Source organism: Halolactibacillus halophilus, from assembly GCF_900115605.1.
Lineage (GTDB): Bacteria > Bacillota > Bacilli > Bacillales > Amphibacillaceae > Halolactibacillus > Halolactibacillus halophilus.
Genome location: NZ_FOXC01000008.1, coordinates 13428 through 34927 on the forward strand (window position 1 = coordinate 13428; position 21500 = coordinate 34927).

Annotated in this window: 21 protein-coding genes; 16 read left to right on the forward strand and 5 right to left on the reverse strand. The window is 40.1% G+C overall.

The features are described from left to right. Positions 1 to 38 precede the first annotated feature (38 nt). Both dapD and cbpB read right to left on the reverse strand, forming a co-directional pair. Positions 39 to 758, reverse strand: coding sequence for a 2,3,4,5-tetrahydropyridine-2,6-dicarboxylate N-acetyltransferase (dapD, locus tag BM098_RS04395; protein ID WP_089830814.1), 720 nt, complete (start codon positions 756 to 758; stop codon positions 39 to 41). A 77-nt stretch (positions 759 to 835) separates the two neighbouring features. Continuing rightward, positions 836 to 1294, reverse strand: coding sequence for a cyclic-di-AMP-binding protein CbpB (cbpB, locus tag BM098_RS04400; protein ID WP_234987413.1), 459 nt, complete (start codon positions 1292 to 1294; stop codon positions 836 to 838). A gap of 234 nt (positions 1295 to 1528) precedes the next feature. On the opposite strand from cbpB, the gene BM098_RS04405 reads away from it, so the two are divergent. The 7 genes from BM098_RS04405 (at position 1529) to nfsA (ending at position 7878) form a co-directional block, all read left to right on the forward strand. Next, positions 1529 to 1978 carry a YkyB family protein gene (locus BM098_RS04405; protein WP_089830816.1) on the forward strand — a complete coding sequence of 150 codons (450 nt, stop codon included), beginning with the start codon at positions 1529 to 1531 and terminating at the stop codon, positions 1976 to 1978. A 56-nt stretch (positions 1979 to 2034) separates the two neighbouring features. Then, positions 2035 to 3183, forward strand: a complete 1149-nt coding sequence (locus tag BM098_RS04410) for an aminotransferase class I/II-fold pyridoxal phosphate-dependent enzyme (RefSeq protein WP_089830818.1) — start codon at positions 2035 to 2037, stop codon at positions 3181 to 3183. A gap of 250 nt (positions 3184 to 3433) precedes the next feature. Then, a complete protein-coding gene (gene lepB, locus BM098_RS04415) occupies positions 3434 to 3955 on the forward strand; it encodes a signal peptidase I (RefSeq protein WP_089830820.1) in 522 nt (173 codons plus the stop codon). A gap of 16 nt (positions 3956 to 3971) precedes the next feature. Beyond that, a complete protein-coding gene (locus tag BM098_RS04420; protein WP_089830821.1) occupies positions 3972 to 5126 on the forward strand; it encodes a zinc-ribbon domain-containing protein in 1155 nt (384 codons plus the stop codon). Then, positions 5123 to 6250 (forward strand): S1C family serine protease, encoded by a 1128-nt coding sequence (locus tag BM098_RS04425; protein ID WP_089830823.1) that lies wholly within the window; start codon positions 5123 to 5125, stop codon positions 6248 to 6250. The genes BM098_RS04420 and BM098_RS04425 overlap by 4 nt, the downstream gene beginning before the upstream one ends. A gap of 112 nt (positions 6251 to 6362) precedes the next feature. Further along, positions 6363 to 7100 (forward strand): hypothetical protein, encoded by a 738-nt coding sequence (locus tag BM098_RS04430; RefSeq protein WP_089830824.1) that lies wholly within the window; start codon positions 6363 to 6365, stop codon positions 7098 to 7100. Between the two features lie 31 nt (positions 7101 to 7131). Further along, positions 7132 to 7878, forward strand: coding sequence for an oxygen-insensitive NADPH nitroreductase (gene nfsA / locus BM098_RS04435; protein WP_089830826.1), 747 nt, complete (start codon positions 7132 to 7134; stop codon positions 7876 to 7878). Positions 7879 to 8124: 246 nt separating this feature from the next. Here nfsA and BM098_RS04440 read toward each other — a convergent pair whose 3' ends face one another. After that, a complete protein-coding gene (locus tag BM098_RS04440; protein WP_089830828.1) occupies positions 8125 to 9111 on the reverse strand; it encodes a quinone oxidoreductase family protein in 987 nt (328 codons plus the stop codon). Positions 9112 to 9227: 116 nt separating this feature from the next. Here BM098_RS04440 and BM098_RS04445 point away from each other — a divergent pair, with 116 nt between their 5' ends. Beyond that, complete coding sequence (locus BM098_RS04445; RefSeq protein WP_089830830.1) at positions 9228 to 9506, forward strand: hypothetical protein; 279 nt, start codon at positions 9228 to 9230, stop codon at positions 9504 to 9506. Between the two features lie 34 nt (positions 9507 to 9540). On the opposite strand, the gene BM098_RS04450 is transcribed toward BM098_RS04445, so the two are convergent. After that, positions 9541 to 9996, reverse strand: a complete 456-nt coding sequence (locus BM098_RS04450; RefSeq protein ID WP_089830832.1) for a DUF6884 domain-containing protein — start codon at positions 9994 to 9996, stop codon at positions 9541 to 9543. 279 nt (positions 9997 to 10275) lie between these two features. Between BM098_RS04450 and ilvD the strand changes: the two genes are divergently transcribed. From ilvD to leuD, 8 genes are all read left to right on the forward strand, one after another. Continuing rightward, a complete protein-coding gene (gene ilvD, locus BM098_RS04455; RefSeq protein WP_089830834.1) occupies positions 10276 to 11943 on the forward strand; it encodes a dihydroxy-acid dehydratase in 1668 nt (555 codons plus the stop codon). Between the two features lie 348 nt (positions 11944 to 12291). Beyond that, a complete protein-coding gene (ilvB, locus tag BM098_RS04460) occupies positions 12292 to 14016 on the forward strand; it encodes a biosynthetic-type acetolactate synthase large subunit (protein ID WP_234987414.1) in 1725 nt (574 codons plus the stop codon). Further along, positions 14013 to 14534: an acetolactate synthase small subunit gene (ilvN, locus tag BM098_RS04465; protein ID WP_089830836.1), complete on the forward strand. Its 522-nt coding sequence runs from the start codon at positions 14013 to 14015 to the stop codon at positions 14532 to 14534. The genes ilvB and ilvN overlap by 4 nt, the downstream gene beginning before the upstream one ends. 122 nt (positions 14535 to 14656) lie before the next feature. Continuing rightward, positions 14657 to 15688: a ketol-acid reductoisomerase gene (gene ilvC / locus BM098_RS04470; protein WP_089830838.1), complete on the forward strand. Its 1032-nt coding sequence runs from the start codon at positions 14657 to 14659 to the stop codon at positions 15686 to 15688. Then, a complete protein-coding gene (locus BM098_RS04475; protein ID WP_089830840.1) occupies positions 15675 to 17204 on the forward strand; it encodes a 2-isopropylmalate synthase in 1530 nt (509 codons plus the stop codon). Before ilvC ends, BM098_RS04475 begins: the two co-directional genes overlap by 14 nt. Before the next feature lie 5 nt (positions 17205 to 17209). Then, positions 17210 to 18283, forward strand: coding sequence for a 3-isopropylmalate dehydrogenase (gene leuB, locus BM098_RS04480; RefSeq protein ID WP_089830842.1), 1074 nt, complete (start codon positions 17210 to 17212; stop codon positions 18281 to 18283). Between the two features lie 14 nt (positions 18284 to 18297). Continuing rightward, on the forward strand, positions 18298 to 19698 hold the full coding sequence (leuC, locus tag BM098_RS04485; protein ID WP_089830844.1) for a 3-isopropylmalate dehydratase large subunit: 1401 nt from the start codon (positions 18298 to 18300) through the stop codon (positions 19696 to 19698). Positions 19699 to 19716: 18 nt separating this feature from the next. Then, on the forward strand, positions 19717 to 20307 hold the full coding sequence (gene leuD, locus BM098_RS04490; RefSeq protein WP_089830846.1) for a 3-isopropylmalate dehydratase small subunit: 591 nt from the start codon (positions 19717 to 19719) through the stop codon (positions 20305 to 20307). A gap of 84 nt (positions 20308 to 20391) precedes the next feature. Here the strand turns inward: leuD and BM098_RS04495 are convergent, their stop codons facing one another. Next, the gene (locus BM098_RS04495; RefSeq protein ID WP_089830848.1) at positions 20392 to 21438 is read right to left on the reverse strand and encodes a lactonase family protein; all 1047 of its coding nucleotides are present in this window, start codon (positions 21436 to 21438) and stop codon (positions 20392 to 20394) included. Positions 21439 to 21500 lie beyond the last annotated feature (62 nt).

A 21500-nucleotide genomic window follows, 5' to 3' on the forward strand; every position in this document is an offset into this window, starting at 1 on the left:
GTTCCCTCCTGCCTTAAGTCTTTGTCATCTTTTACCGACTAGTCATTTAATTTTCGTAAAGCTTGCATAATTTCCGTTTTCACCTTTGTTTTATCATCAATTTCTTTTAAGACACGTGCTGGTGTTCCACCAACAACGGTATTAGCCGGTACATCTTTTGTGACAATAGCACCGGCAGCCACAACGGCTCCTTCGCCAATTCTCACACCTTCTAACACAACTGCATTAGCACCAACAACGACACCGTCTTCTACAACAACTGGATCAGCTGAAGGTGGTTCAATTACACCTGCTAAAACAGCACCTGCGCCAATATGACAGTTGTTACCGACAGTCGCGCGCCCACCAAGTGTCGCATTCATATCAATCATCGTTCCTTCACCAATGACCGAACCAATATTAATAACGGCACCCATCATAATAACCGCCCCGTCACCAATTTCAACTTGATCACGAATCACTGCGCCTGGTTCTATCCGGGCATTAAATTGTTTGAAATCAACCATTGGAATCGCTGAGTGGCGACGATCGTTTTCAACAACATAATCGTTGATTTTAGTTTCGTTTGCCTCTAGGTCCTCTTTTACTATATCCCATTCCCCGAACAAGACACCTGTTTTTGATTCAACAAATGCTTGCACCCCTTCAGAAAATCGAACGGTATCTAACGCTTCACCTTTTACATATACTTTCACTGGTGTTGCTTTTTTACTATCAGATATAAAACGAATAATTTCTTCTGCATTCATTTTGTTCATTATTTTTCCCCCTCTGGATTCACTAGTGTTACTTTACCAAAAAATGATTTGGTTTGACAAGTCTATTTTTTGAAAACTCACACATCTTTAAATAACGATTTATTTACGTGGATATATTTATTCATTTCCTTTAATAACGCCCGTCTTGTTAAGATACCATCAAAGTCACCTTGTTTATTCACTACCGCAATATAAGGATGATCAATTAAATATTTTAAACAGCGCAAGAAATGTTCCGATGGTAGGACAGTTGGGATATTTGTATCCATGACTTCATTAACTGTGACATCTGACAACCGTTCCATTTCAAATCGCTCAATCCCTAAAATTTCATTTAAGATAACATTCTTACTAATAATGCCGTGAAATTGATAATGCATATCTAACACTGGCACGGATGAATAACCGGATTTGACTAAAATAAGTAACGCATGTTCCAGTGGGTTATTAATTTGAACATGGGCAACCTTTTCTGATGATACCATTAATGATTCTGCTGTTAATTGTAATAATGGTAAAGCTTTTATTAAGCTCACAGCTTACAACTCCTTTAACTCACTAATCACTCACACCCTTTAGTGTATCATAATCATGCGAAAATAAGAAATAAAGTCCCCTAGGATTTTCACCAAATTCTAGACAAGATTTAGCTTAAATAATTGACAAAAGAATCAAACAAATCATAGTTTTTCCTACGCATTCATGATAAAATAAGAGACAAGTATTTTTCAGTCAACACTATCATTACGACAAAGGAGGCCTGACATATTATGAAACCATCAGTCAATGAGATCGCCCAAGCGTTGTTCGTCATTAATCGTCACGCTAAAACAGCTATCGATCCTAAAGAACTTTATGGATTAAAAAAACAAACCATTGATCAATTATTGAAAACCAATCAAGCCAAAAAAATTGGCCTGCAATATTCAAATCGCCCTAAACTCTCCTGCCAACACTCCACATTACTTGTGAAAGTCGGTCAATATTTCTTTCATATACCGCCTACAAAACAAGATTTTAAAACGTTTGAGCATCTCGGTGAGTTAGATCAGAATTATCGTAACCCACAAGTAAGACTATCTTTAAAACAAGCCAAGCGCATTCTTAATATTTATTTAGGCATTAAAGAACCATCTCAATCCTCCAAGAAAAAATCTACATATATGCCCTCCTTACTCGGGCGATGGAATTATGCCTATCACAAACAAAATAAACGCTAAACGTAACCAGAATAATATGTGTGATGCTATTGCTTCACAAGAAAGGTCGATATTGTATGCCTAAATCTATTAATTCAGCTGTTGAAGCGATTGAATTGTCTGGGATCCGGAAATTTTTTAACCTCGTCCAGGACAAAGATGATGTGCTATCACTTACCATTGGTCAGCCTGACTTCACCACACCAGAATCAGTGAAACAAGCGGCTAAAGATGCACTTGACACTAATAAAACCAGTTACACACAAAATCAAGGACTTTTTGAATTACGCGATAAAGCCAGTCAGTACATCAATGACTTATACAATACAACATGGACACCGGAACAAGTACTTATTACAGTTGGCGCATCTCAAGCAATTGATATCGCCCTAAGAACATTACTTACACCAGGTGATGAGGTTATTTTACCCTCTCCGATTTATCCAGGATATGAACCTCTCGTGACCTTACAAAACGCATCCGTCGTTGAAGTGGACACGACACCGACCGATTTTAAGTTAACGCCAGAGGCACTAGAGGCGGCCATCACAAAACAAACAAAAGTCGTGATTCTCCCCTATCCTTCAAACCCAACCGGGGTGACGTTAACAAGAGAAGAACTCAATCAGATTAAAGATGTCATTATTAAACATGACCTCTACCTTATCACAGATGAAATTTACAGCACCATCTCATTTGACACGCCCCATGTATCGATGGGTGTATTTGAGGAATTATCTGAACAATTAATTGTCATTAATGGTCTTTCAAAATCTCATGCGATGACCGGTTTTCGTATTGGCTTCTTATTTGGACCACGCAAATTAATGGATCAATTTACAAAAGTTCTCCAGTATAATGTGTCTTGCGCAACATCAACCAGTCAGTACGCAGCACTTAATGCTGTAACAAAAGCAAAGGATGCGCCTGTAAATATGCGCAAAGCTTATCTAGAGAGGAGAGACTATGTCTATCAAAGGTTAACGGCGATGGGACTTGAAGTTGTTAGACCGGGCGGTGCGTTTTATTTTATGTTTAAACTTAATGATTCTCGTCCATCTTTCGACTTAGCGCTTGATTTAGTTAACAAAGCTCGAGTCGCTTTTGTGCCTGGGTCTAGCTTTGGCCGTTACGGCGAAGGTTACCTCCGTCTCTCATATGCGTATAGTTTTGACACATTAAAAGAAGGGCTCGACCGATTAGAACAGTATTTATTACAACAATGACATAGACACGCCGTGCATTTTTCTTGATTGCACGGCGTGTTTAGTGTTTTATCACTTTAAAATGCACCCTACATGTCTCAATCACTTTACGGCAAACAAGCACTCACTTTAAATATCAGTTAATTCGATCATGAAGTCATTCTATTTAGTGGACAATTAACATAGGCAATATATTCAACCTGGTTTTTTTATGATATGATAAAAAAGGTACAATAAACGTGTCAATGAGAGCAGGAAAGGGACTTTTAGCATGACAAAACCTCACTTCACAAAAAAACAACGCATTGTATTGAGCGTTTTGACGTTCTTTTTTATCGCGTTTTTTATTCATCTGTTTATATTTAGAACAGCTATCGTCGATGGCCACAGTATGGCGCCAACCGTCAATGACAAACAAACGATTATGTATAATCGTCTCAGTTATTTATTCGACTCGCCTCACCGGGGGGATGTTGTTGTTATTAAGCGTGATGAACAAACGTACATTAAACGCATCATTGGTCTACCGACTGAAACATTAAGTTATCAGGACCAACAGTTATATATAGATAATATTCCGTATCGCCAAACCTTTATGACAGATGAAAGAAGTTTTTGGACCCATAATATTAAACCTACTTATATTCCCGAACAGTATTATTATGTCATGGGCGATAATCGCCAAAATAGTCGCGATAGCCGTAATTCACTCGGCTTGATTTCAAAAGAAAACATCATTGGTCGAGCTGAAATTATTATTTATCCTTTTGACGAATGGCAAGTGATTTATTAATGAAAGAAGTGATGATATGGGTTATTGTCCTAAGTGTGGGGCAAACGTGCATGATGATGAATTATTTTGTGTCGCTTGTGGAACGAAGTTACCTACTGACAAACATTTACGATTTCAAGCTAAAAAAATGACCAAAACAATATGGCTGATGCCGTTAATTAGTTTCATCGTGATCAGCCTTGGCTTTATTGGCATCAAGTGGTTACATCAACAAAGAGGAAATGAAGCAACAGAAGTATTCGAACAAGCTACAACTGCTTTTTATGACGAAGATTATGAGAAAAGTTTAGCTTTAACCGAGGAAGCAATGTTAATTTATCCTGCTTTTCAAGCAGCGGAAGATTTAAATAGATTGTTAACGTTATATCTTCATGATCATAACATCGACGATACATTATCTTATCAGGAAAAATTAGAACAGCTCCACCAGTTGCAAATTACATTAGATGATTACTCGGGTGATGCGATTGATCGATTCATTATGGACATCAAACAAACACAAGAACAACTCCAACTCGAGCAAATTGATAGCCGTCTTACAGATGATTTGTCTATTCAAGACTTACAAACATTGGTCTGGGAGATTGACGCCATTCATTCAACGGAAGCTTTATTGTTGAAACAACAATTACGCGAACGGCTGTCATCATCGATTGGTAGTTTCGCCAATAGTTACTTGGCTGACAATCGGTTCAATGATGCAATGGAACTCGTTGATAACGGTCTTTATTATCTACCAGAAGACCCGCGTCTATTAAGTTTAAAAGAAACTATTAATTTAGCACAAAATCAATTTGTGACGGCACTGGAAGAACGCATGCAAAAGGCGTATCAATCTTATGAAGAAGAAGTTGCCTTTAATCAATCACAAGCTGTCGATGTGTCTGATGTGTCCTTAACAGAAACATCATCACAGCAATTGAAAGTAAAGGGGCTGGTGAAAAGTGAAGCGACGGTTCCTATTTACCACATTGAAGTGACCTTTGAATTGTTAGATGAGTCAAATGATGTCATCGATACTCGCACGACATTTGTCTACCCTGATGTCCTCTATCCATATGATGAAGGACAGTTAGATTATATCTATTTAGATGATGAATTTAATGATGAGGCTGTCGATGTAAAGATCACCCGTATCTCTTGGTTATTGAATGAGGAGGAATCATCATGACATTTTTTCAAAAACGCTTCTCGCTTCTTGTAACCATCACCCTTCTTTTTGCAGGTGCCGTTTTTTTATATCACACTTATCAACAAACCTTTGATGAACCTCTTACGGCAGAACCTGTCGTCACGTATGAACCGACGAATAACCGCACCCAAACATTACAGCAAATCATTCATGAGGCACAGAAGAATGTTGTAAAAATATCCGTTGAAACACCGACATCGACAAGAGTAGGTTCGGGTTTTCTTTATAATAATCGCGGTGATATTATCACCAATGCGCACGTCATTGAAAATGCTTCTGTTGTCGAGGTGACGTTGTCGACGACCGAAACCTATCCAGCTGCCATTGTAGGTATGAGTAAAGAAAAGGATATTGCGGTCATTCGGGTCCCACAACTGATCAATCAGCGCCCTATGACGATTGATACAACCCAGTCCATTGATATTGGGACGGATATACTTGCGCTCGGAAGCCCACTCGGTTATCAAAATTCTGTGTCTGTTGGCATCATCTCTGGTACAAATCGTAGCTTTGATATTGATGGCTATTCCTATGATGAAGTATATCAAATCTCTTCAAATATCACGCATGGAAACAGTGGTGGCCCGCTGATTGATCAAACGACAGGAAAAGTTATTGGAATTAATTCAGCTGGTATAAGTGACACAGACATTGGTTTTAGTATTCCAATTAAAGATGTGATTGATGAGGTGACCGATTGGTCTGCGAACACATCAAATGACGCCCTTACCTTCCCATCAACGATTCATAATCAGTTAACATCCATTGATGATTACAAAGAAGACAGTTATTATCTTGTCCAATATTTTATCGATAGTCTGGCGATTCACGATTATATTAATGCTTACGCCTTATTAGGGAGTGACTATCAAAGTAATCATAACTATACCGATTTTAGGGAACATTATATTTCTTTAAAAACGATTGATCTAATCGAGCAACAACAAGCGGCTGTGGAAGATGATCAGTGGGCATTCACTGTGTTAGTAGAAGAATTCCGGGCTGAACAAGAACCAGAAACAGACACGTATACCTTTAAAGTTGGACTTGAAAATGATCAGCTGAAAATTATTGCGTACACAAATAATCATGATGAAGCTTAGATTCCTACCTGCTTTATCATGATTGTTTTAAATATTTTAGATATGACCATTCATTTTTGATTCAATAACCCTTATACTAAGAATAATCACAGATTGAATGGAGTGAACCTTAGTGCGATATCAAACTTTAATCTTTGCGATGGCAATGACGCTTATTTTCATTCTAGCTGGTTGTAGAGACAACTCACCTATCGTCGTTGAAGAACAAACGGAAACAATTGACCAAGAAGAAACAAGCCTCGTAGAAGAAACTGTAAAAGATGAAACAGTAGAAATCATTGAATTTCAATTAAAAGAAGAAATTGTGAAAATCAGCTTAGCCGATATCCCGATTATCGACCACTACTTAGCTCAGCACCAAAATAGAACGCGTGCAATTGAACAGATGACTCTCGCTCCAATTGAACTAACAGATAAAACGTTATATATCTTAACCTTTGCAAAACAAGATACAACTGGGAGTTACTTATTAATTAACACATCAGAACAAACATCAGTCTTAATAGCTGACCAAGTGACTTTAGAACGCTACGACTTATTGAATGAGGAAACGCTATTATTTAATTTTAGTGAGTCACATCGTGATGTTAATCTCAATCGCCACCAACTATTAGCTTACAATACAGATAAACTAGCAAGCCTGCCACTTGTAGTCACATCGGACAGCTTAAGCTTAACCCCCCTTAGTCTACAAACATTCACATGGCCCTTTATAGATGTTGTCATACATGACAATGAAACGATCCATTTAACACTACCAGCTATCATTGAACCAACAGATGAAGCGATCAACACCTGGGCCTCACTTGATGAAGCCCCTACGCAAATGGTTGACGTGACCATCGAATAATTTCACATTAATATTTAAAGGAGACCCACTCATGAACTCAATCATTGATACGATATTAAATCACCGCTCAATTAGAAAGTTTACCGAACAACCTCTAATAGCGGAACACTTAGACATGATCATTGATGCCGCAAGAAGCAGCTCTACCTCAAGTTATTTAATGGCCTACACTATGATTGGGGTCACAGACCCAGAGAAAAAAGCTGCCTTAGCTTCGATCTCTAATCAACCATATATTAAAGATAATGGCCACTTTGTCTTATTCTGTGGCGACTATCATCGTCATATGCTTAAAGCAAATGAACAGGAAAAAGTAACAATGGCGTATAATGTACAGAGCACAGAATATTTTATGATTGCGACTGTCGATGCAACAATCGCTGCCCAAAATATGACCGTTGCGGCTGAATCTCTTGGTATTGGCGCCTGTTATATCGGGAGTATTAAACGTGATCTTGATTTAGTAAGTGACTTGTTTGATTTACCTGAACATGTTGTACCGCTTTTCGGTTTAGCTTTGGGTTATCCTGATGAACAACAAGAAATTAAACCGAAGTTACCAAAAGAAGCGGTTTACTTTGAAAACACGTATAAAGACGACGTGGCGCATAAAGCCGCGCTCGAACAATTCGATAAAACAATTGAAACCTATTACCGCACCCGTACGACAAACAAGCGTGAAGATTCATGGACAAAACAAATGGTCAAAACACTGCATAACCAGCGCAATGACCGTCTCACACCGTTTGTGAAAGAGAAAAAGTTTAACACGCGTTAGTCTTATACTTACACAACCAAGACATACTTATATTCCTGGTTGTGTTCTTATATTTCTCTCACTTAATTCTAAAGGGTGTCGCTTATTATCAAATTATAACAGCTAAAAACTTGACCCCTTTCTCTTCATTTAATGCCACTAAGCGCGTGATCGTTTCGATGAGTCATGACTCCATTATTATAAAACATAAACAAGCATTAGGACATACGCCCAATGCTTGTTTTTCTCTTGTTTACTGTTAAACGTTCAATCATGATTAAACTTAAGAGCGATTTTACCGAGCTGTTTCGACTCTTTGATATAATTAAATGCCTCGTCGTATTCTGTATAATTGAAAATCGTATCAACAATTGGGTGAATACGCTTGTCTTCAATAAATGCTAACATGGCGCGTAATTCTTCTCGACTTCCCATCGTTGACCCAAGAATCGTTTGTTGATTATAAAAGAACTGTCTCACGTTAAATGATACAACATCATCCGTGGTAGCACCAAAAGTAACCAACCGGCCACCCTTCTTTAAAACTGCTAATGATCGATCAAAGGTTTTTTGACCAATACTATCAATCACGCAATCAATCGTTTCATTTTGAAGCGCTTCTTCCCAATCATCATCAGTTAACAATGTCACATCCGCACCAAGTGCTTTTAAGTTCGCTAATTTATCTTTATCACGTGATGTCGTCAATACACGTGCGCCAATCGCTTTAGCAAAGGTAATGATATAAGTACTTACCCCGCTCGAACCACCAGGAATAAAGATCGTTTCATCTGATTTTAGTTGCCCTTTCGTAAAAACAGCCCGGTAAGCCGTAAGAGCGGACAGGGCTAATACGCTTGCTTCTACATTCGTTAAGTGTGCTGGTTTACGTTCAAAGTAGGTTTCATCTTGAATATAATAGTCACGGAATGTCCCGTGATGCGGATAGCCGACAATTTCTAACGTATCTGGTGACGCAATGGTACAATCTTGCCAATGTAAACCTGGATTAACAATCACTGTCTCACCAATGTTAAATCGCGTTACCGCCTCTCCTACTCTTGTCACAATACCAACCCCGTCAGAACCAAGAGCAATCGGAGCTGTTTCATCCCCTCGCCTTAATCTGATCATTAAATCTCTCCGGTTCAGTCCAGCATATAAAATCTTCACTTCAACTTCATGACCTGTTGGCGTGTTAGCTTCGATTTCCATCAACGTCGTTTCTTTATTTGCATCAACAATGGCTTTCATACTTGATCCCTTCCCCTTCTAGTTTATATTGGTTTGAACGTCCTATAACTCATTCAGACAAACCTTTTGCATTATCTGGCCATATCTTTCATACTAAAGATGTGGAGGTGAAAATAGTGACTCAAATATTAACAACGCATATGACAACACGACACATCATTGATAATCAAATCACGATTCAAAAACAACATGATACACTTGAATTAACAGCGGAGGGCGTCTTATCATCCGAAAGTTTTTACCCTTATCAAAAAATCTTTGATGTCAGCTCACGGCGGATGACAGCGCATACCTTTGCTCTTTACATTCATGCAGATGAAGGTGTGAAAACGTTTCTAGCTGAACATGACCCTTCATCGTTCACTCAATCACTCAAGATGAAAATTAATCGCTAGACTCAAGGTACTATTTATATAGTAGAAACTCGTCTTAGTCTAATGGTGTTTTATTCTCGATGGCCCACTTTAAGCGTTGCTGCATCTCACCTATCCCCTTTGTACCAAGTAGCGGGAAGCGATCATCCGATGTAATACCTCCGATTGCCTCGATCACTCGTTGATGTTTTTTACCCGTTAGAATAATAGCACGGTCATATTGATCTAACCCTTGATGATATAGTTGTTGTTTTAACTGATGTAAGGAAATGACATCCGCCTCTTTCATTCCAAATGTGATATCATAATCTTCATTAATCATCTCATCTTTAGAACAAAATCCGTGTTTACCTGACAAAATAACCCATTCATCTGCGAAAATTTCAGCATATTGACGCGTGAGACGGTGTAATGTACCGATGTAGACATCCTTCACTTTCATCGGCCCTACATCTGGTGTTTGATTCCAAATTTTTCTCTTACCACATGGAAGAACCGCGAGAACTCGCATGTTTCCTACCCCTCTTTTCTACATAGTATCTGATTCTATTGTAACGAATTAAAAGATGATTGCAATATCCACCCGCCTATTTAACCGCTTACATATTAGATTATTTTCAAATGTGATAAAAATCAGAAAATTTTAATAAAACCTGTTGATTATTTTCTGAAATGATTGTATGATTGCAAACAACATATAAAGTTTTTAATTTTTCAGTCAACAGTCGGTGGAAAATTTTCTGAATAATCATTTTTCATCAGGCGTGTGATGAAGTAAGGGGCGAAACATATGCGTAGTGACATGATCAAAAAAGGTTTAGATCGAGCTCCCCATCGTAGTTTATTACATGCGACAGGGGTTAAAACAAAAGATTTAGGCAAACCCTTCATTGGCGTTTGCAACTCATATATTGATATTATTCCCGGCCATATGCATTTAAATAAATTTGCAGAAGTTGTAAAAGAAGCTATTAGAGAAGCTGGTGGTATTCCTTTCGAATTCAACACCATTGGTGTTGACGATGGGATTGCGATGGGACACATTGGGATGCGTTATTCCCTGCCGAGTCGAGAAATTATTGCTGATTCAGCTGAAACAGTCATTAATGCTCACTGGTTTGACGGGGTCTTCTACATCCCGAACTGTGACAAGATTACACCGGGTATGTTGATGGCAGCTGTTCGAACGAATGTACCAGCTGTTTTTGTCTCAGGTGGTCCAATGGAAGGTGGTGTCTCACCTACTGGTGATACGTTAACCTTAAGTTCAATGTTTGAAGGCGTTGGAGCTGTTCAATCAGGTAAGATGACAGAAGATGAACTGACAGAACTTGAAACACTCGCGTGTCCAACATGCGGTTCTTGTTCCGGTATGTTTACGGCCAACTCGATGAACTCATTGATGGAAATGCTTGGTTTAGCTCTTCCGGAAAACGGCACGATCTTAGCCACATCACCCGAACGTCATCGCCTCATTAAAGATGCAGCGAAACACTTAATGAATCTTATTGAAAAAGATATAAAGCCCCGTGACATTGTTACAAAAGATGCGATTGATGATGCTTTTGCTTTAGATATGGCAATGGGTGGTTCAACCAATACTGTTTTACACACATTGGCGATTGCGCATGAAGCAGGTATTGATTACGATATTGAGCGGATCAATGAAGTAGCTAAACGCATTCCTTATTTAGCAAAAATTGCACCTGCATCAGATGTCACAATGCATGATGTCCACTTAGCTGGTGGTGTACCTGCCGTTATTAACGAACTTTGCAAGATCCCAGGTGCACTAAATAAAGACCGTATTACCGTGACTGGTAAATCGGTATATGAAAACGTTAAAGACCATCCAATTAAGAATCCTAATGTGATTCGTCCATTGGATAATCCATATAGTTCAGTCGGTGGTTTATCAATCCTCTTTGGTAATATTGCACCAAATGGTGCCGTCATTAAAGTAGGCGCGGTTGATCCATCAATCAAAGTCTTCAAAGGCCGAGCAGTCGTCTTTAACTCACAAGACGAAGCGCTTGAAGGTATCGCTGATGGCACCGTTGATAAAGGTGACGTTGTTGTCATTTTGTATGAAGGACCTAAAGGAGGTCCAGGGATGCCAGAAATGCTTGCGCCTACGGCTGCGATTGCTGGACGAGAGCTCGGTAAGGATGTTGCCCTCATTACTGATGGCCGCTTCTCTGGAGCCTCTCGGGGTATCTCAATTGGACATATTTCACCTGAAGCACAAGAAGGTGGTCCGATTGGCTTAATTAAAACGGATGATACGATTATTATTGACTTACCAAATCGCACCATTAACCTTGACATTAGTGAGAAAGAATTAGCTGAGCGTCAGACTGCTTTTGAAATACCCGAACCAAAGATTACAACTGGATACTTAGCCAAATATGCAAAACTTGTCACCTCTGCTAATACTGGCGGTGTCATGAAAATATAACAAAGCGATGATTAGAAAAAAGAGTAAGTATAAGTATATTCACAGAGAGCCGGGGTTGCTGGAAGCCCGGAAATATACGCTAACTCGACATCCTCTAGGAGTGTTAAGTTGAAGTCTTTTTAGATAGTATACTTAACCGGGTCCACTCGATGGGACCCGTTATCAAAAGAGAGAAACAGATGTTTCTCTCATGAGGTCAACACAGCTGTGTTGATAAATCAGGGTGGTACCGTGAAAAGTAAAGATCTTTTCTCCCTTGTAATTCTGCTAGTAGGTAGATTATGACGTGAGAAAAGGTCTTTTTTCTATACTTTAAATTATTTTCATTTTAGCTTAGGAGGTTATAACATGGCGATGACAAAACATCAAAATAAAAACGAAACTGCTCAGATGCCGAAAACGGGTGCTGACTTGTTAATTGAAGCACTAATTGAACAAAATGTTGATACATTGTTTGGCTATCCAGGTGGGGCTGTCTTACCAATCTTTGATGCACTATATAAGAAGAAAGACCATTTTAATCAAGTGTTAGCGCGACACGAACAAGGCTCTATCCATGCGGCTGAAGGTTACGCAAGAGTATCCGGTAAACCCGGTGTCGTCATTGGGACATCTGGTCCTGGCGCCACCAACTTGGTAACAGGTATAACTGATGCGATGCTTGACTCATTACCGCTTGTTGTTTTCACTGGTCAAGTCAACCAATCGGTAATCGGGACAGATGCTTTTCAAGAAGCCGATGTGATCGGAATTACCACTCCAATCACAAAGCACAATTATCAAGTGCGTAAAATTAGCGACTTACCGCGCATCATAAAAGAAGCGTTCCATATCGCCACCTCAGGACGACCTGGTCCGGTGGTAATTGATATTCCAAAGGATGTACAAGGCAATCCGTGTGAGGATAGCTATGACTCTAGTTATGACCTACCCGGCTATCAACCAACGATTAAACCGAACCCGTTGCAAATCAAAAAACTAAAAGAAGCACTCGAACAAGCCTCGAGTCCTGTTATTCTAGCAGGCGCAGGTGTTCAATTTGCAAAAGCATCCAAAGAATTAATTGAATTTGCGGAGACACACCAAATACCTGTCGTGAACACGCTTCTCGGCCTTGGCACCTTCCCAGGTGAACATGAACTTTCACTTGGTATGGGCGGCATGCACGGCACTTATGCATCTAATATGGCCTTGTATGAAACCGACTTATTGATTAACATCGGCTCGCGATTTGATGACCGCCTCACTGGTAATCTTGATCACTTTGCTCCTTCGGCAATTGTGGCTCATATTGATATCGACCCAGCAGAAATCGGGAAAAACATTAATACCCATATTCCGATTGTTGGCGATGCTAAAGAAGCCTTATATAATATGAAAAAACAAATTAAAACAACGCCTGACTTTAGTGACTGGCTCAATACATGTCAGCAAAATAAAACAGACTACCCACTGTGGTTTAAAAAACCAGAACAAGATATGGTCGGTCAATGGGTAATTTCAGAAGTTTACAAAGCAACAAAAGGTGAAGCTATTGTTGCAACAGATGTTGGCCAACATCAAATGTGGTCAGCACAGTATTACAAATTCAATCAACCGAATCGCTGGGTTACAAGTGGCGGCTTAGGAACAATGGGCTTTGGCTTCCCTGCTTCGATAGGTGCGCAGCTGGCTAAACCTGATGATTTAGTTGTTGCGATTGTCGGCGATGGTGGCTTCCAGATGACGCTGCAAGAACTATCGATTCTTCAAGAACGTCGTCTACCAGTTAAAATTATTATTGTCAATAATGCAGCACTTGGTATGGTCAGACAATGGCAAGAAAAGTTCTACTCTGAACGCTACTCTGAATCAATTTTCAGTATTCAACCTGACTTCGTCAAGTTAGCAACAGCTTATGAGATCAAAGGGGTAAAAATTGAATCCCAAGCTGATTTTGCTAACCAAATTGAAGCACTACTTCAAACCGATGGTCCTGTCTTAATCGATGCCCGCGTCTTACAACAAGAAAACGTGTATCCAATGATTGCCCCTGGTAAAGGAATACATGAAATGATAGGAGTGAAACCATGAAACGAATCATTACCGCCAAAGTTAAAAACCGTAGTGGTGTCTTAAATCGCATTACTGGCTTACTCCAACGTCGGCAGTTTAATATTGAGAGTATTTCAGTCGGCCGTACTGAACATGAAGAGATGTCACGGATTACCTTTGTTGTCGATGTTGAAGATTTTCAAAAGCTTGAACAAGTGACAAAACAACTCAACAAACAAATTGATGTCATTAAAGTATCTGACATTACCGATAAAGCGATTGTTGCACGCGAACTTGCACTCATTAAGATTCAAAGCAACCCACAATTACGACATGAAATCCAGAGCATTATCGATCCCTTTAGAGCAACCGTTATCGATGTATCAAAAGATACCATCTCGATTCAAGTAACAGGTAAACAAGAAAAAGTCGAAGCATTGATTGAGTTACTCAGACCTTACGGCATTAAAGACATTGCCCGCACTGGTCTTACTGCCTTTTTGCGAGGGCAACAGCCGTCAAGCTCAGACCAATCAAGTTTTAGCCTGTTGCATTAGAAATTATAGTGACGTTATTGACAGCTAGTCCGGGGAGTTTGCTCCCCCCTACTCTATTGTTAAATGCATAGACATTTACACATATAAAAATATAAATGGATAAATTGAAAGGAAGATGACAAATGGCAAAAGTAGTATACAATCAAGATATCAATGAGGCAGTATTAAAGGATAAGAAAGTAGCAATTATCGGTTATGGTTCACAAGGACATGCGCACGCTCTTAACTTAAAGGAAAGTGGTTTTGATGTCGTTGTTGGTTTAAGACAAGGTAAATCTTGGGACCAAGCAGTTGAAGACGGTGTTGATGTAAAATCAGTCGCTGAAGCAGCAAACGAAGCTGACATCATCATGATTTTACTTCCAGATGAGCACCAACCAAAAGTTTATAATGAAAGTATTAAAGATAACCTTGAAGAAGGTAACGCCTTAGTATTTGCCCATGGTTTTAACGTGCACTTTAACCAAATACAGCCACCAGAAAACGTAGACGTCTTCTTAGTTGCACCTAAAGGACCTGGTCATCTTGTGCGTCGTACGTATGAAGAAGGTGCGGGTGTACCGGCATTATATGGTATCTTCCAAGACTATACAGGTAAAGCAAAAGACATTGCCCTTGCTTATGCAAAAGGTATTGGTGCAGGTCGTGCTGGTATCTTACAAACAACGTTCCAAGAAGAAACAGAAACCGATCTTTTCGGTGAACAAGCCGTGCTTTGTGGTGGAGCAACAAGCCTTGTTAAAGCAGGTTTTGAAACATTGGTTGAAGCTGGATACCAACCAGAAGTGGCTTACTTTGAGTGTCTACATGAGCTTAAACTTATTGTCGATCTCCTTTATGAAGGTGGACTTGAAAACATGCGTTACTCAATCTCTGATACCGCTCAGTGGGGTGACTTCGTATCTGGCCCACGTGTCATTGATGCCGGTACAAAAGCACGCATGAAAGATGTATTAACGGATATCCAAACAGGTAAATTCGCAAAAGAATGGTTGCTAGAAAACCAAGCAAATCGTCCACAATTCACGGCCATCAACAATGCTGAAAATAACCACTTAATTGAGAAGGTAGGTAAAGAGCTGCGCGGCTTAATGCCTTTCGTTAACCAAAGAAAGACAGCGAAAAAGGAAGTGGCTGGTAATGACAACAATTAAGATTTTCGATACGACTTTACGTGACGGTGAACAGTCACCCGGCGTAAACTTGAATAACCTTGAAAAACTTGAAATCGCTAAACAACTTGAACGCTTAGGTGTTGATGTGATGGAAGCAGGCTTTCCTGCTTCCTCACAAGGCGATTTTGATGCTGTAAAAAAAATAGCTGATACTATATCAAGCTCTACAGTTGCAGCACTCGCAAGAGCCAATAAGCATGATATTGATCGTGCATGGGATGCGATTAAGGGCGCTGAAAAGCCACGCATTCATGTCTTTATCGCAACGTCACCGATTCACATGCAAGATAAGCTAAAAAAAACACCTGAGGAAGTGATTGACATTGCGGTCAATATGGTCAGCTACGCAAAGAGTAAATGCGACGATATTGAATTCTCCGCAGAAGACGCCTCTCGGTCTGAACTCCCCTTCTTAGCTGACATTATTGAAAAAGTGATTACTGCTGGTGCAACAGTCATTAACCTACCCGATACGGTTGGGTATACAACGCCGAAAGAATACGGAGCGATGTTTAAATATATGAAGGCTCATGTCAAAAATATTGATCAAGTTGATCTTTCAACCCACTGTCATGATGACTTAGGGATGGCTCTTATTAACTCGATTGCTGGTGTTGAAAACGGAGCCACCCAAGTTGAAGGAACGATCAACGGCATTGGTGAACGTGCTGGCAATGTTGCACTGGAAGAAATGGCCGTCACTTTCGAGATCCGTAAAGACTTTTACCCTTTTGAGACGAACTTAATATTGAACGAGATTAAACGTACAAGCGATATTATTTCAAAATTGACTGGCATGGTTGTCCCTGGTAACAAGTCAGTGGTTGGTCGTAATGCTTTCGCACATGAATCTGGTATTCACCAGGACGGGGTTCTTAAAAATGCTCAGACATATGAAATTATCACTCCAGAACTTGTTGGGGTAACATCTAATAGCCTTGTCCTTGGCAAGCACTCAGGACGACACGCGTTTAAAGATAAAATAAAACAACTTGGGTTTAGTTTGGATGATGATAAAACAGCCGTTGCTTTTGATCAATTCAAGCAACTAACTGACCGCAAGAAAGAAGTCACAGATGACGATTTATTCGTCATTCTTATGGATGTTCAAACAGATATTAAAGCACGCCTGCAGTATCAATTAAAGAACTTTAAAGTCGAATACAATTCATCGACCTCCCCTACCGCAACCGTATCACTGATTACACCAGGACTGAATACAATTGAAGGTCAAGGAACAGGTAATGGGAGTGTCGAAGCTTTATATAATACGATTGAAGAATTAATCGAAGAAGAGATTCAACTAACAGACTTTACCCTTAGTTCCGTTGGTAAAGGAAAAGACGCTCTTGCTGAAGTCCACGTGAGTATGACCGTTGATTCTCAACCTGTTAGTGGTCGTGCAACGGCGCAAGATGTGTTAGAAGCATCACTGAATGCATTTATAAATGCGATTAATCGCGTATTTATCATTCAGGTAGCTGAGAAGGAGTGACAAGAATGGATAAACAGATTTTAATTTTAAGAGGCGACGGTATTGGTCCAGAAATTATGGACCAAGCCATTCGTGTCTTACAGACGATTGGTGACACATTTGGTCATTCGTTTCATTTAACCGATGGATTAATTGGTGGGGCCGCGATTGACGAAGCCGGCACACCTCTACCAGAAGCCACGATTGAAAAGGCAAAATCAAGTGATGCGGTGTTACTTGGTGCCGTTGGTGGGCCAAAATGGGATCAAAATCCTTCCGACTTACGCCCAGAACGCGGGTTACTTGGGATAAGAAAAGCCCTTGATTTATACGCTAACCTTCGACCAGTGAAAGGTTTTAAAACGTTAACAGATGCTTCTCCGCTGAAGCGAGAGGTTATCGAAGGTTCTGATCTATTAATCGTACGTGAATTAACAGGCGGCTTATACTTTGGTCGTCCAAGTGAACGGCGTGAAGATGGTCACGTTGTGGTCGATACGTTACACTACACCAAAACTGAAATGACGCGGATTATTAAAAAAGCATTTGAAAGCGCTCAGTTACGCAGTAAAAAATTAACGTCGGTTGATAAAGCGAATGTACTTGAATCTAGTAAAATGTGGCGTGAAATCGTTGAAGAAGAGAGTAAAAATTATCCAGATGTAACTGTTGAACACGTCCTTGTTGATGCTTGCGCGATGAAGCTAATTACTTCGCCAACAGCTTTTGACACAATTGTCACTGAGAACATGTTTGGTGATATTTTAAGTGATGAGGCTAGTGTTCTTACTGGCTCACTCGGGATGCTTCCTTCTGCATCACTGTCAGAGAGTGGTGTTGGATTATATGAACCTGCTCATGGTTCTGCCCCTGATATTGCGGGTGAGAATATCGCTAACCCAATTGCGATGATTCTCTCAACAGCGATGATGTTGAGACATTCCTTTCATCTTGATGCTGAAGCAACCGCAATTGAATGTGCGGTCGAACAAGCAATTAACAACGGCTACCACACAAAAGATCTACAAGTATCCATTGGCACATGCCTATCAACGACGGATATGACAAATCAAATTATTAAACACATAATGAAAGAATAAAGGAGTGACAACACATGACAACACCAAAAACTATTGTTGAGAAGATTTGGGATAAAAACGTCGTTTATGAAGAAGAAGGTAAACCGGCCATCTTATATATCGATCTTCATTTGGTCCATGAGGTTACATCTCCACAGGCATTTGAAGGTCTACGCCTAAAAGATCGTACTGTGCGACAACCAAAGCGTACATTTGCGACGATGGACCACAACGTTCCAACGGTGCATGCGAATGTAATTAAAGATGAAATCTCAAAACTGCAGATGGATACATTAAGAAAAAATTGTGAGGAATTTAGTGTACCACTTGCCGGTATGGGACATGAACATCAAGGGATTGTCCACGTTATTGGACCAGAGCTTGGCCTAACTCAACCGGGTAAAACGATTGTCTGTGGTGACTCACATACGTCAACTCATGGAGCTTTCGGTGCTCTTGCCTTTGGTATTGGGACGAGTGAAGTTGAACACGTACTTGCCACACAAACGGTTTGGCAACAAAAGCCTAAAACGTTAAATGTGCAAATTGATGGTACGCTTGGAACCGGCGTGACCGCAAAAGACCTGATCCTTGCCCTTATCTCTAAATACGGCGTCAATTTTGGTACAGGCTACGTGCTTGAATATACCGGGGAAGCCGTACGTAACCTCTCAATGGAAGGCCGAATGACCATCTGTAACATGTCGATTGAAGCAGGTGCTCGTGCTGGTCTTGTCTCACCTGATGAAACGACGGTTAACTTTATTGAGGGACGCCTTCATGCTCCTAAAGGAAAAGATTTTGAACAAGCGAAACAGATGTGGTTGTCACTTCGCTCAGATGAAGGGGCTGTCTATGACAAAACTGTGACCTTGAATGCATCAGAGGTTGAACCACAAGTCACCTGGGGAACAAACCCAGCACAGTGTATTCCAATCAATAGTCAAGTGCCTAACCCTGAGACTGCAAAAACAGAAAATGATAAAAATGAAATCAAACATGCTCTTTACTACATGGGTCTTGAACCGGATGTCAATATTACTGACGTACCTATTCAACACGTCTTTATCGGCTCTTGTACAAACTCACGTGTTGAAGACTTAGAACAAGCAGCAAGTGTGATTCACGGCCGTAAAGTGAATGACAGTGTCACAGCAATTGTTGTTCCTGGTTCACAAACGGTTAAGCGACAAGCAGAAGAAAAAGGTTTAGACAAGTTGTTTATAGAAGCTGGGTTTGAGTGGCGTGAGCCAGGTTGTAGTATGTGTCTAGCGATGAACGGTGATGCAGTACCTCCGAATGAACGGTGTGCTTCCACATCTAACCGCAACTTTGAAGGTCGCCAAGGCACTGATGCTCGCACCCACCTTGTAAGCCCTGAAATGGCTGCAGCCGCTGCCATCGCTGGACATTTTGTCGATGTCCGCTCATTTTAATTTAAAGGAGGCATTCAAATGGAACCACTAAAAATGCATACCGGTCTTGTTTACCCATTAAATCGAAGCAATGTCGATACCGATCAGATTATTCCGAAGCAATTTCTAAAACGTATTTCTCGGCAAGGCTTTGGTCAATATTTATTTTATAACTGGCGCTTTGATGAAAAGGATCGTCCTCGTGAAGATTTTTCACTTAATGATCCAAAATATAAAGGAACGTCTATCCTAGTAGGTGGTGAAAACTTTGGTTGTGGCTCATCACGTGAACATGCACCCTGGGCGCTAGAAGATTACGGTTTCCGTATTATTATCGCACCGAGTTTTGCTGATATTTTCTACAATAACTGTACGAAAAACGGTATTTTACCTGTCGTTTTAACAGAAGATGAAGTTCAGACTCTAATAGACAATGCTGAAAAAGGTGATTATCACTTAACTGTCGACTTAGAAAATAAAGCTGTCACCGACAATCATAGTTTTAAAGCAACGTTTGACTTGGCTGAATATTCACGTCAAATGCTTCTAAATGGCTGGGATGAAATCTCAGTGACACTCACGTACGAAGATAAAATTACTGAATTTGAAAAAGAGCACATTGTTTATTAAATAACTCAAAACCCCTCAACCCATATAATCTATTGGGTTGAGGGGTTTTATTTACTGTTAGCATCGTACTGTGTTTAGTTATGACTAGAGAAACTTTACACACACAGCTTCAGGTGCGGTAATATCCTGCTCGACAGCGGTTAATTCCCCTGTTTCTTCATCGCGCTTAAACACGGTCAGAGTGCCACTGTTTTGATTTGAACAGATAAGGTACTGATCATCTGGTGTTAAGGCAAAGTCGCGGGGCCAGTCACCGAGTGATGGTTGATAATCAACCAGCTCAATACTAAATAAATTTTGATTCACTTTGAAGATGGTTATAGAGTTGTGACCACGATTTCCGACATAAACAAACTTGCCATCATTCGTCACATGAACAGCACTTCCGTCATTAACAGTTGTATGCGTGTCTGGAATGGCTTTAATAGTATTGATTAATGTAAACACGCCGGTCTCCTCGTCATAAGAGAGCGTTAATACAACAGACGTTAATTCCGTCATGACATACGCAATTTTTTTATTCGGGTGAAACGCAATGTGTCTTGGACCGCTGCCATGCGGTGCTATAAAGACCGCTTCTTTAGTTAATGTCCCGTCTGTTTCGATTGAATAAGACGTAATCTCATCACTACCTAAGTCAATCGCAATCACGTAACGTTCATCCGGTGTAAACCCACTAAAGTGCATATGGGGTTTTTCTTGGCGTTCGTGTGGGCCGCTTCCGTCATGTTCTTTAATATCTGCAATGCCTTTAATGGATCCATCTTCATTTAACTGATAGCTTATAATTTCTTTCGTATGATAATTCGCTGTCACAAGTAACGTATTGGCTTTATTAACACTAACGTGGCACGGCGGTGAGCCAACCTTTTTAACGCTATTTAATCGGGTAAGTGCTTTTGTATCCGGATCGATTTCAAACGCTGTGACACCCCCTTCATTGCCTTCTTTAGAGACAGCATATAAATACTTACCATCACTTGAAGGGGTAACATAGGTCGGATTATCAACACGACCAACCGCATCAACTGATGTAATTTTTTCTTTGTCTGTATCGAAAGTAAAGCGATAAACCCCCTCACTGTCTTTTTTTGTATATGTACCGAGATATCCTGTAAATACTTGTCCCAAATTTATCGACTCCTTTTGTCAAAATATTTGTATATTTCCTATCTATTATAACAAGTTTTTTA

What these genes read in the sequence shown, in the direction of transcription:
- dapD (WP_089830814.1), bottom strand. Translation starts at nt 758, where the DNA reads ATGAACAAAATGAATGCAGAAGAAATTATTCGTTTTATATCTGATAGT.
- ilvC (WP_089830838.1), top strand. Translation starts at nt 14,657, where the DNA reads ATGGCAAAAGTAGTATACAATCAAGATATCAATGAGGCAGTATTAAAG.
- leuD (WP_089830846.1), top strand. Translation starts at nt 19,717, where the DNA reads ATGGAACCACTAAAAATGCATACCGGTCTTGTTTACCCATTAAATCGA.
- BM098_RS04475 (WP_089830840.1), top strand. Translation starts at nt 15,675, where the DNA reads ATGACAACAATTAAGATTTTCGATACGACTTTACGTGACGGTGAACAG.
- BM098_RS04410 (WP_089830818.1), top strand. Translation starts at nt 2,035, where the DNA reads ATGCCTAAATCTATTAATTCAGCTGTTGAAGCGATTGAATTGTCTGGG.
- ilvB (WP_234987414.1), top strand. Translation starts at nt 12,292, where the DNA reads ATGGCGATGACAAAACATCAAAATAAAAACGAAACTGCTCAGATGCCG.
- BM098_RS04405 (WP_089830816.1), top strand. Translation starts at nt 1,529, where the DNA reads ATGAAACCATCAGTCAATGAGATCGCCCAAGCGTTGTTCGTCATTAAT.
- leuC (WP_089830844.1), top strand. Translation starts at nt 18,298, where the DNA reads ATGACAACACCAAAAACTATTGTTGAGAAGATTTGGGATAAAAACGTC.
- nfsA (WP_089830826.1), top strand. Translation starts at nt 7,132, where the DNA reads ATGAACTCAATCATTGATACGATATTAAATCACCGCTCAATTAGAAAG.
- ilvN (WP_089830836.1), top strand. Translation starts at nt 14,013, where the DNA reads ATGAAACGAATCATTACCGCCAAAGTTAAAAACCGTAGTGGTGTCTTA.
- BM098_RS04450 (WP_089830832.1), bottom strand. Translation starts at nt 9,996, where the DNA reads ATGCGAGTTCTCGCGGTTCTTCCATGTGGTAAGAGAAAAATTTGGAAT.
- BM098_RS04425 (WP_089830823.1), top strand. Translation starts at nt 5,123, where the DNA reads ATGACATTTTTTCAAAAACGCTTCTCGCTTCTTGTAACCATCACCCTT.
- leuB (WP_089830842.1), top strand. Translation starts at nt 17,210, where the DNA reads ATGGATAAACAGATTTTAATTTTAAGAGGCGACGGTATTGGTCCAGAA.
- ilvD (WP_089830834.1), top strand. Translation starts at nt 10,276, where the DNA reads ATGCGTAGTGACATGATCAAAAAAGGTTTAGATCGAGCTCCCCATCGT.
- BM098_RS04420 (WP_089830821.1), top strand. Translation starts at nt 3,972, where the DNA reads ATGGGTTATTGTCCTAAGTGTGGGGCAAACGTGCATGATGATGAATTA.
- BM098_RS04440 (WP_089830828.1), bottom strand. Translation starts at nt 9,111, where the DNA reads ATGAAAGCCATTGTTGATGCAAATAAAGAAACGACGTTGATGGAAATC.
- lepB (WP_089830820.1), top strand. Translation starts at nt 3,434, where the DNA reads ATGACAAAACCTCACTTCACAAAAAAACAACGCATTGTATTGAGCGTT.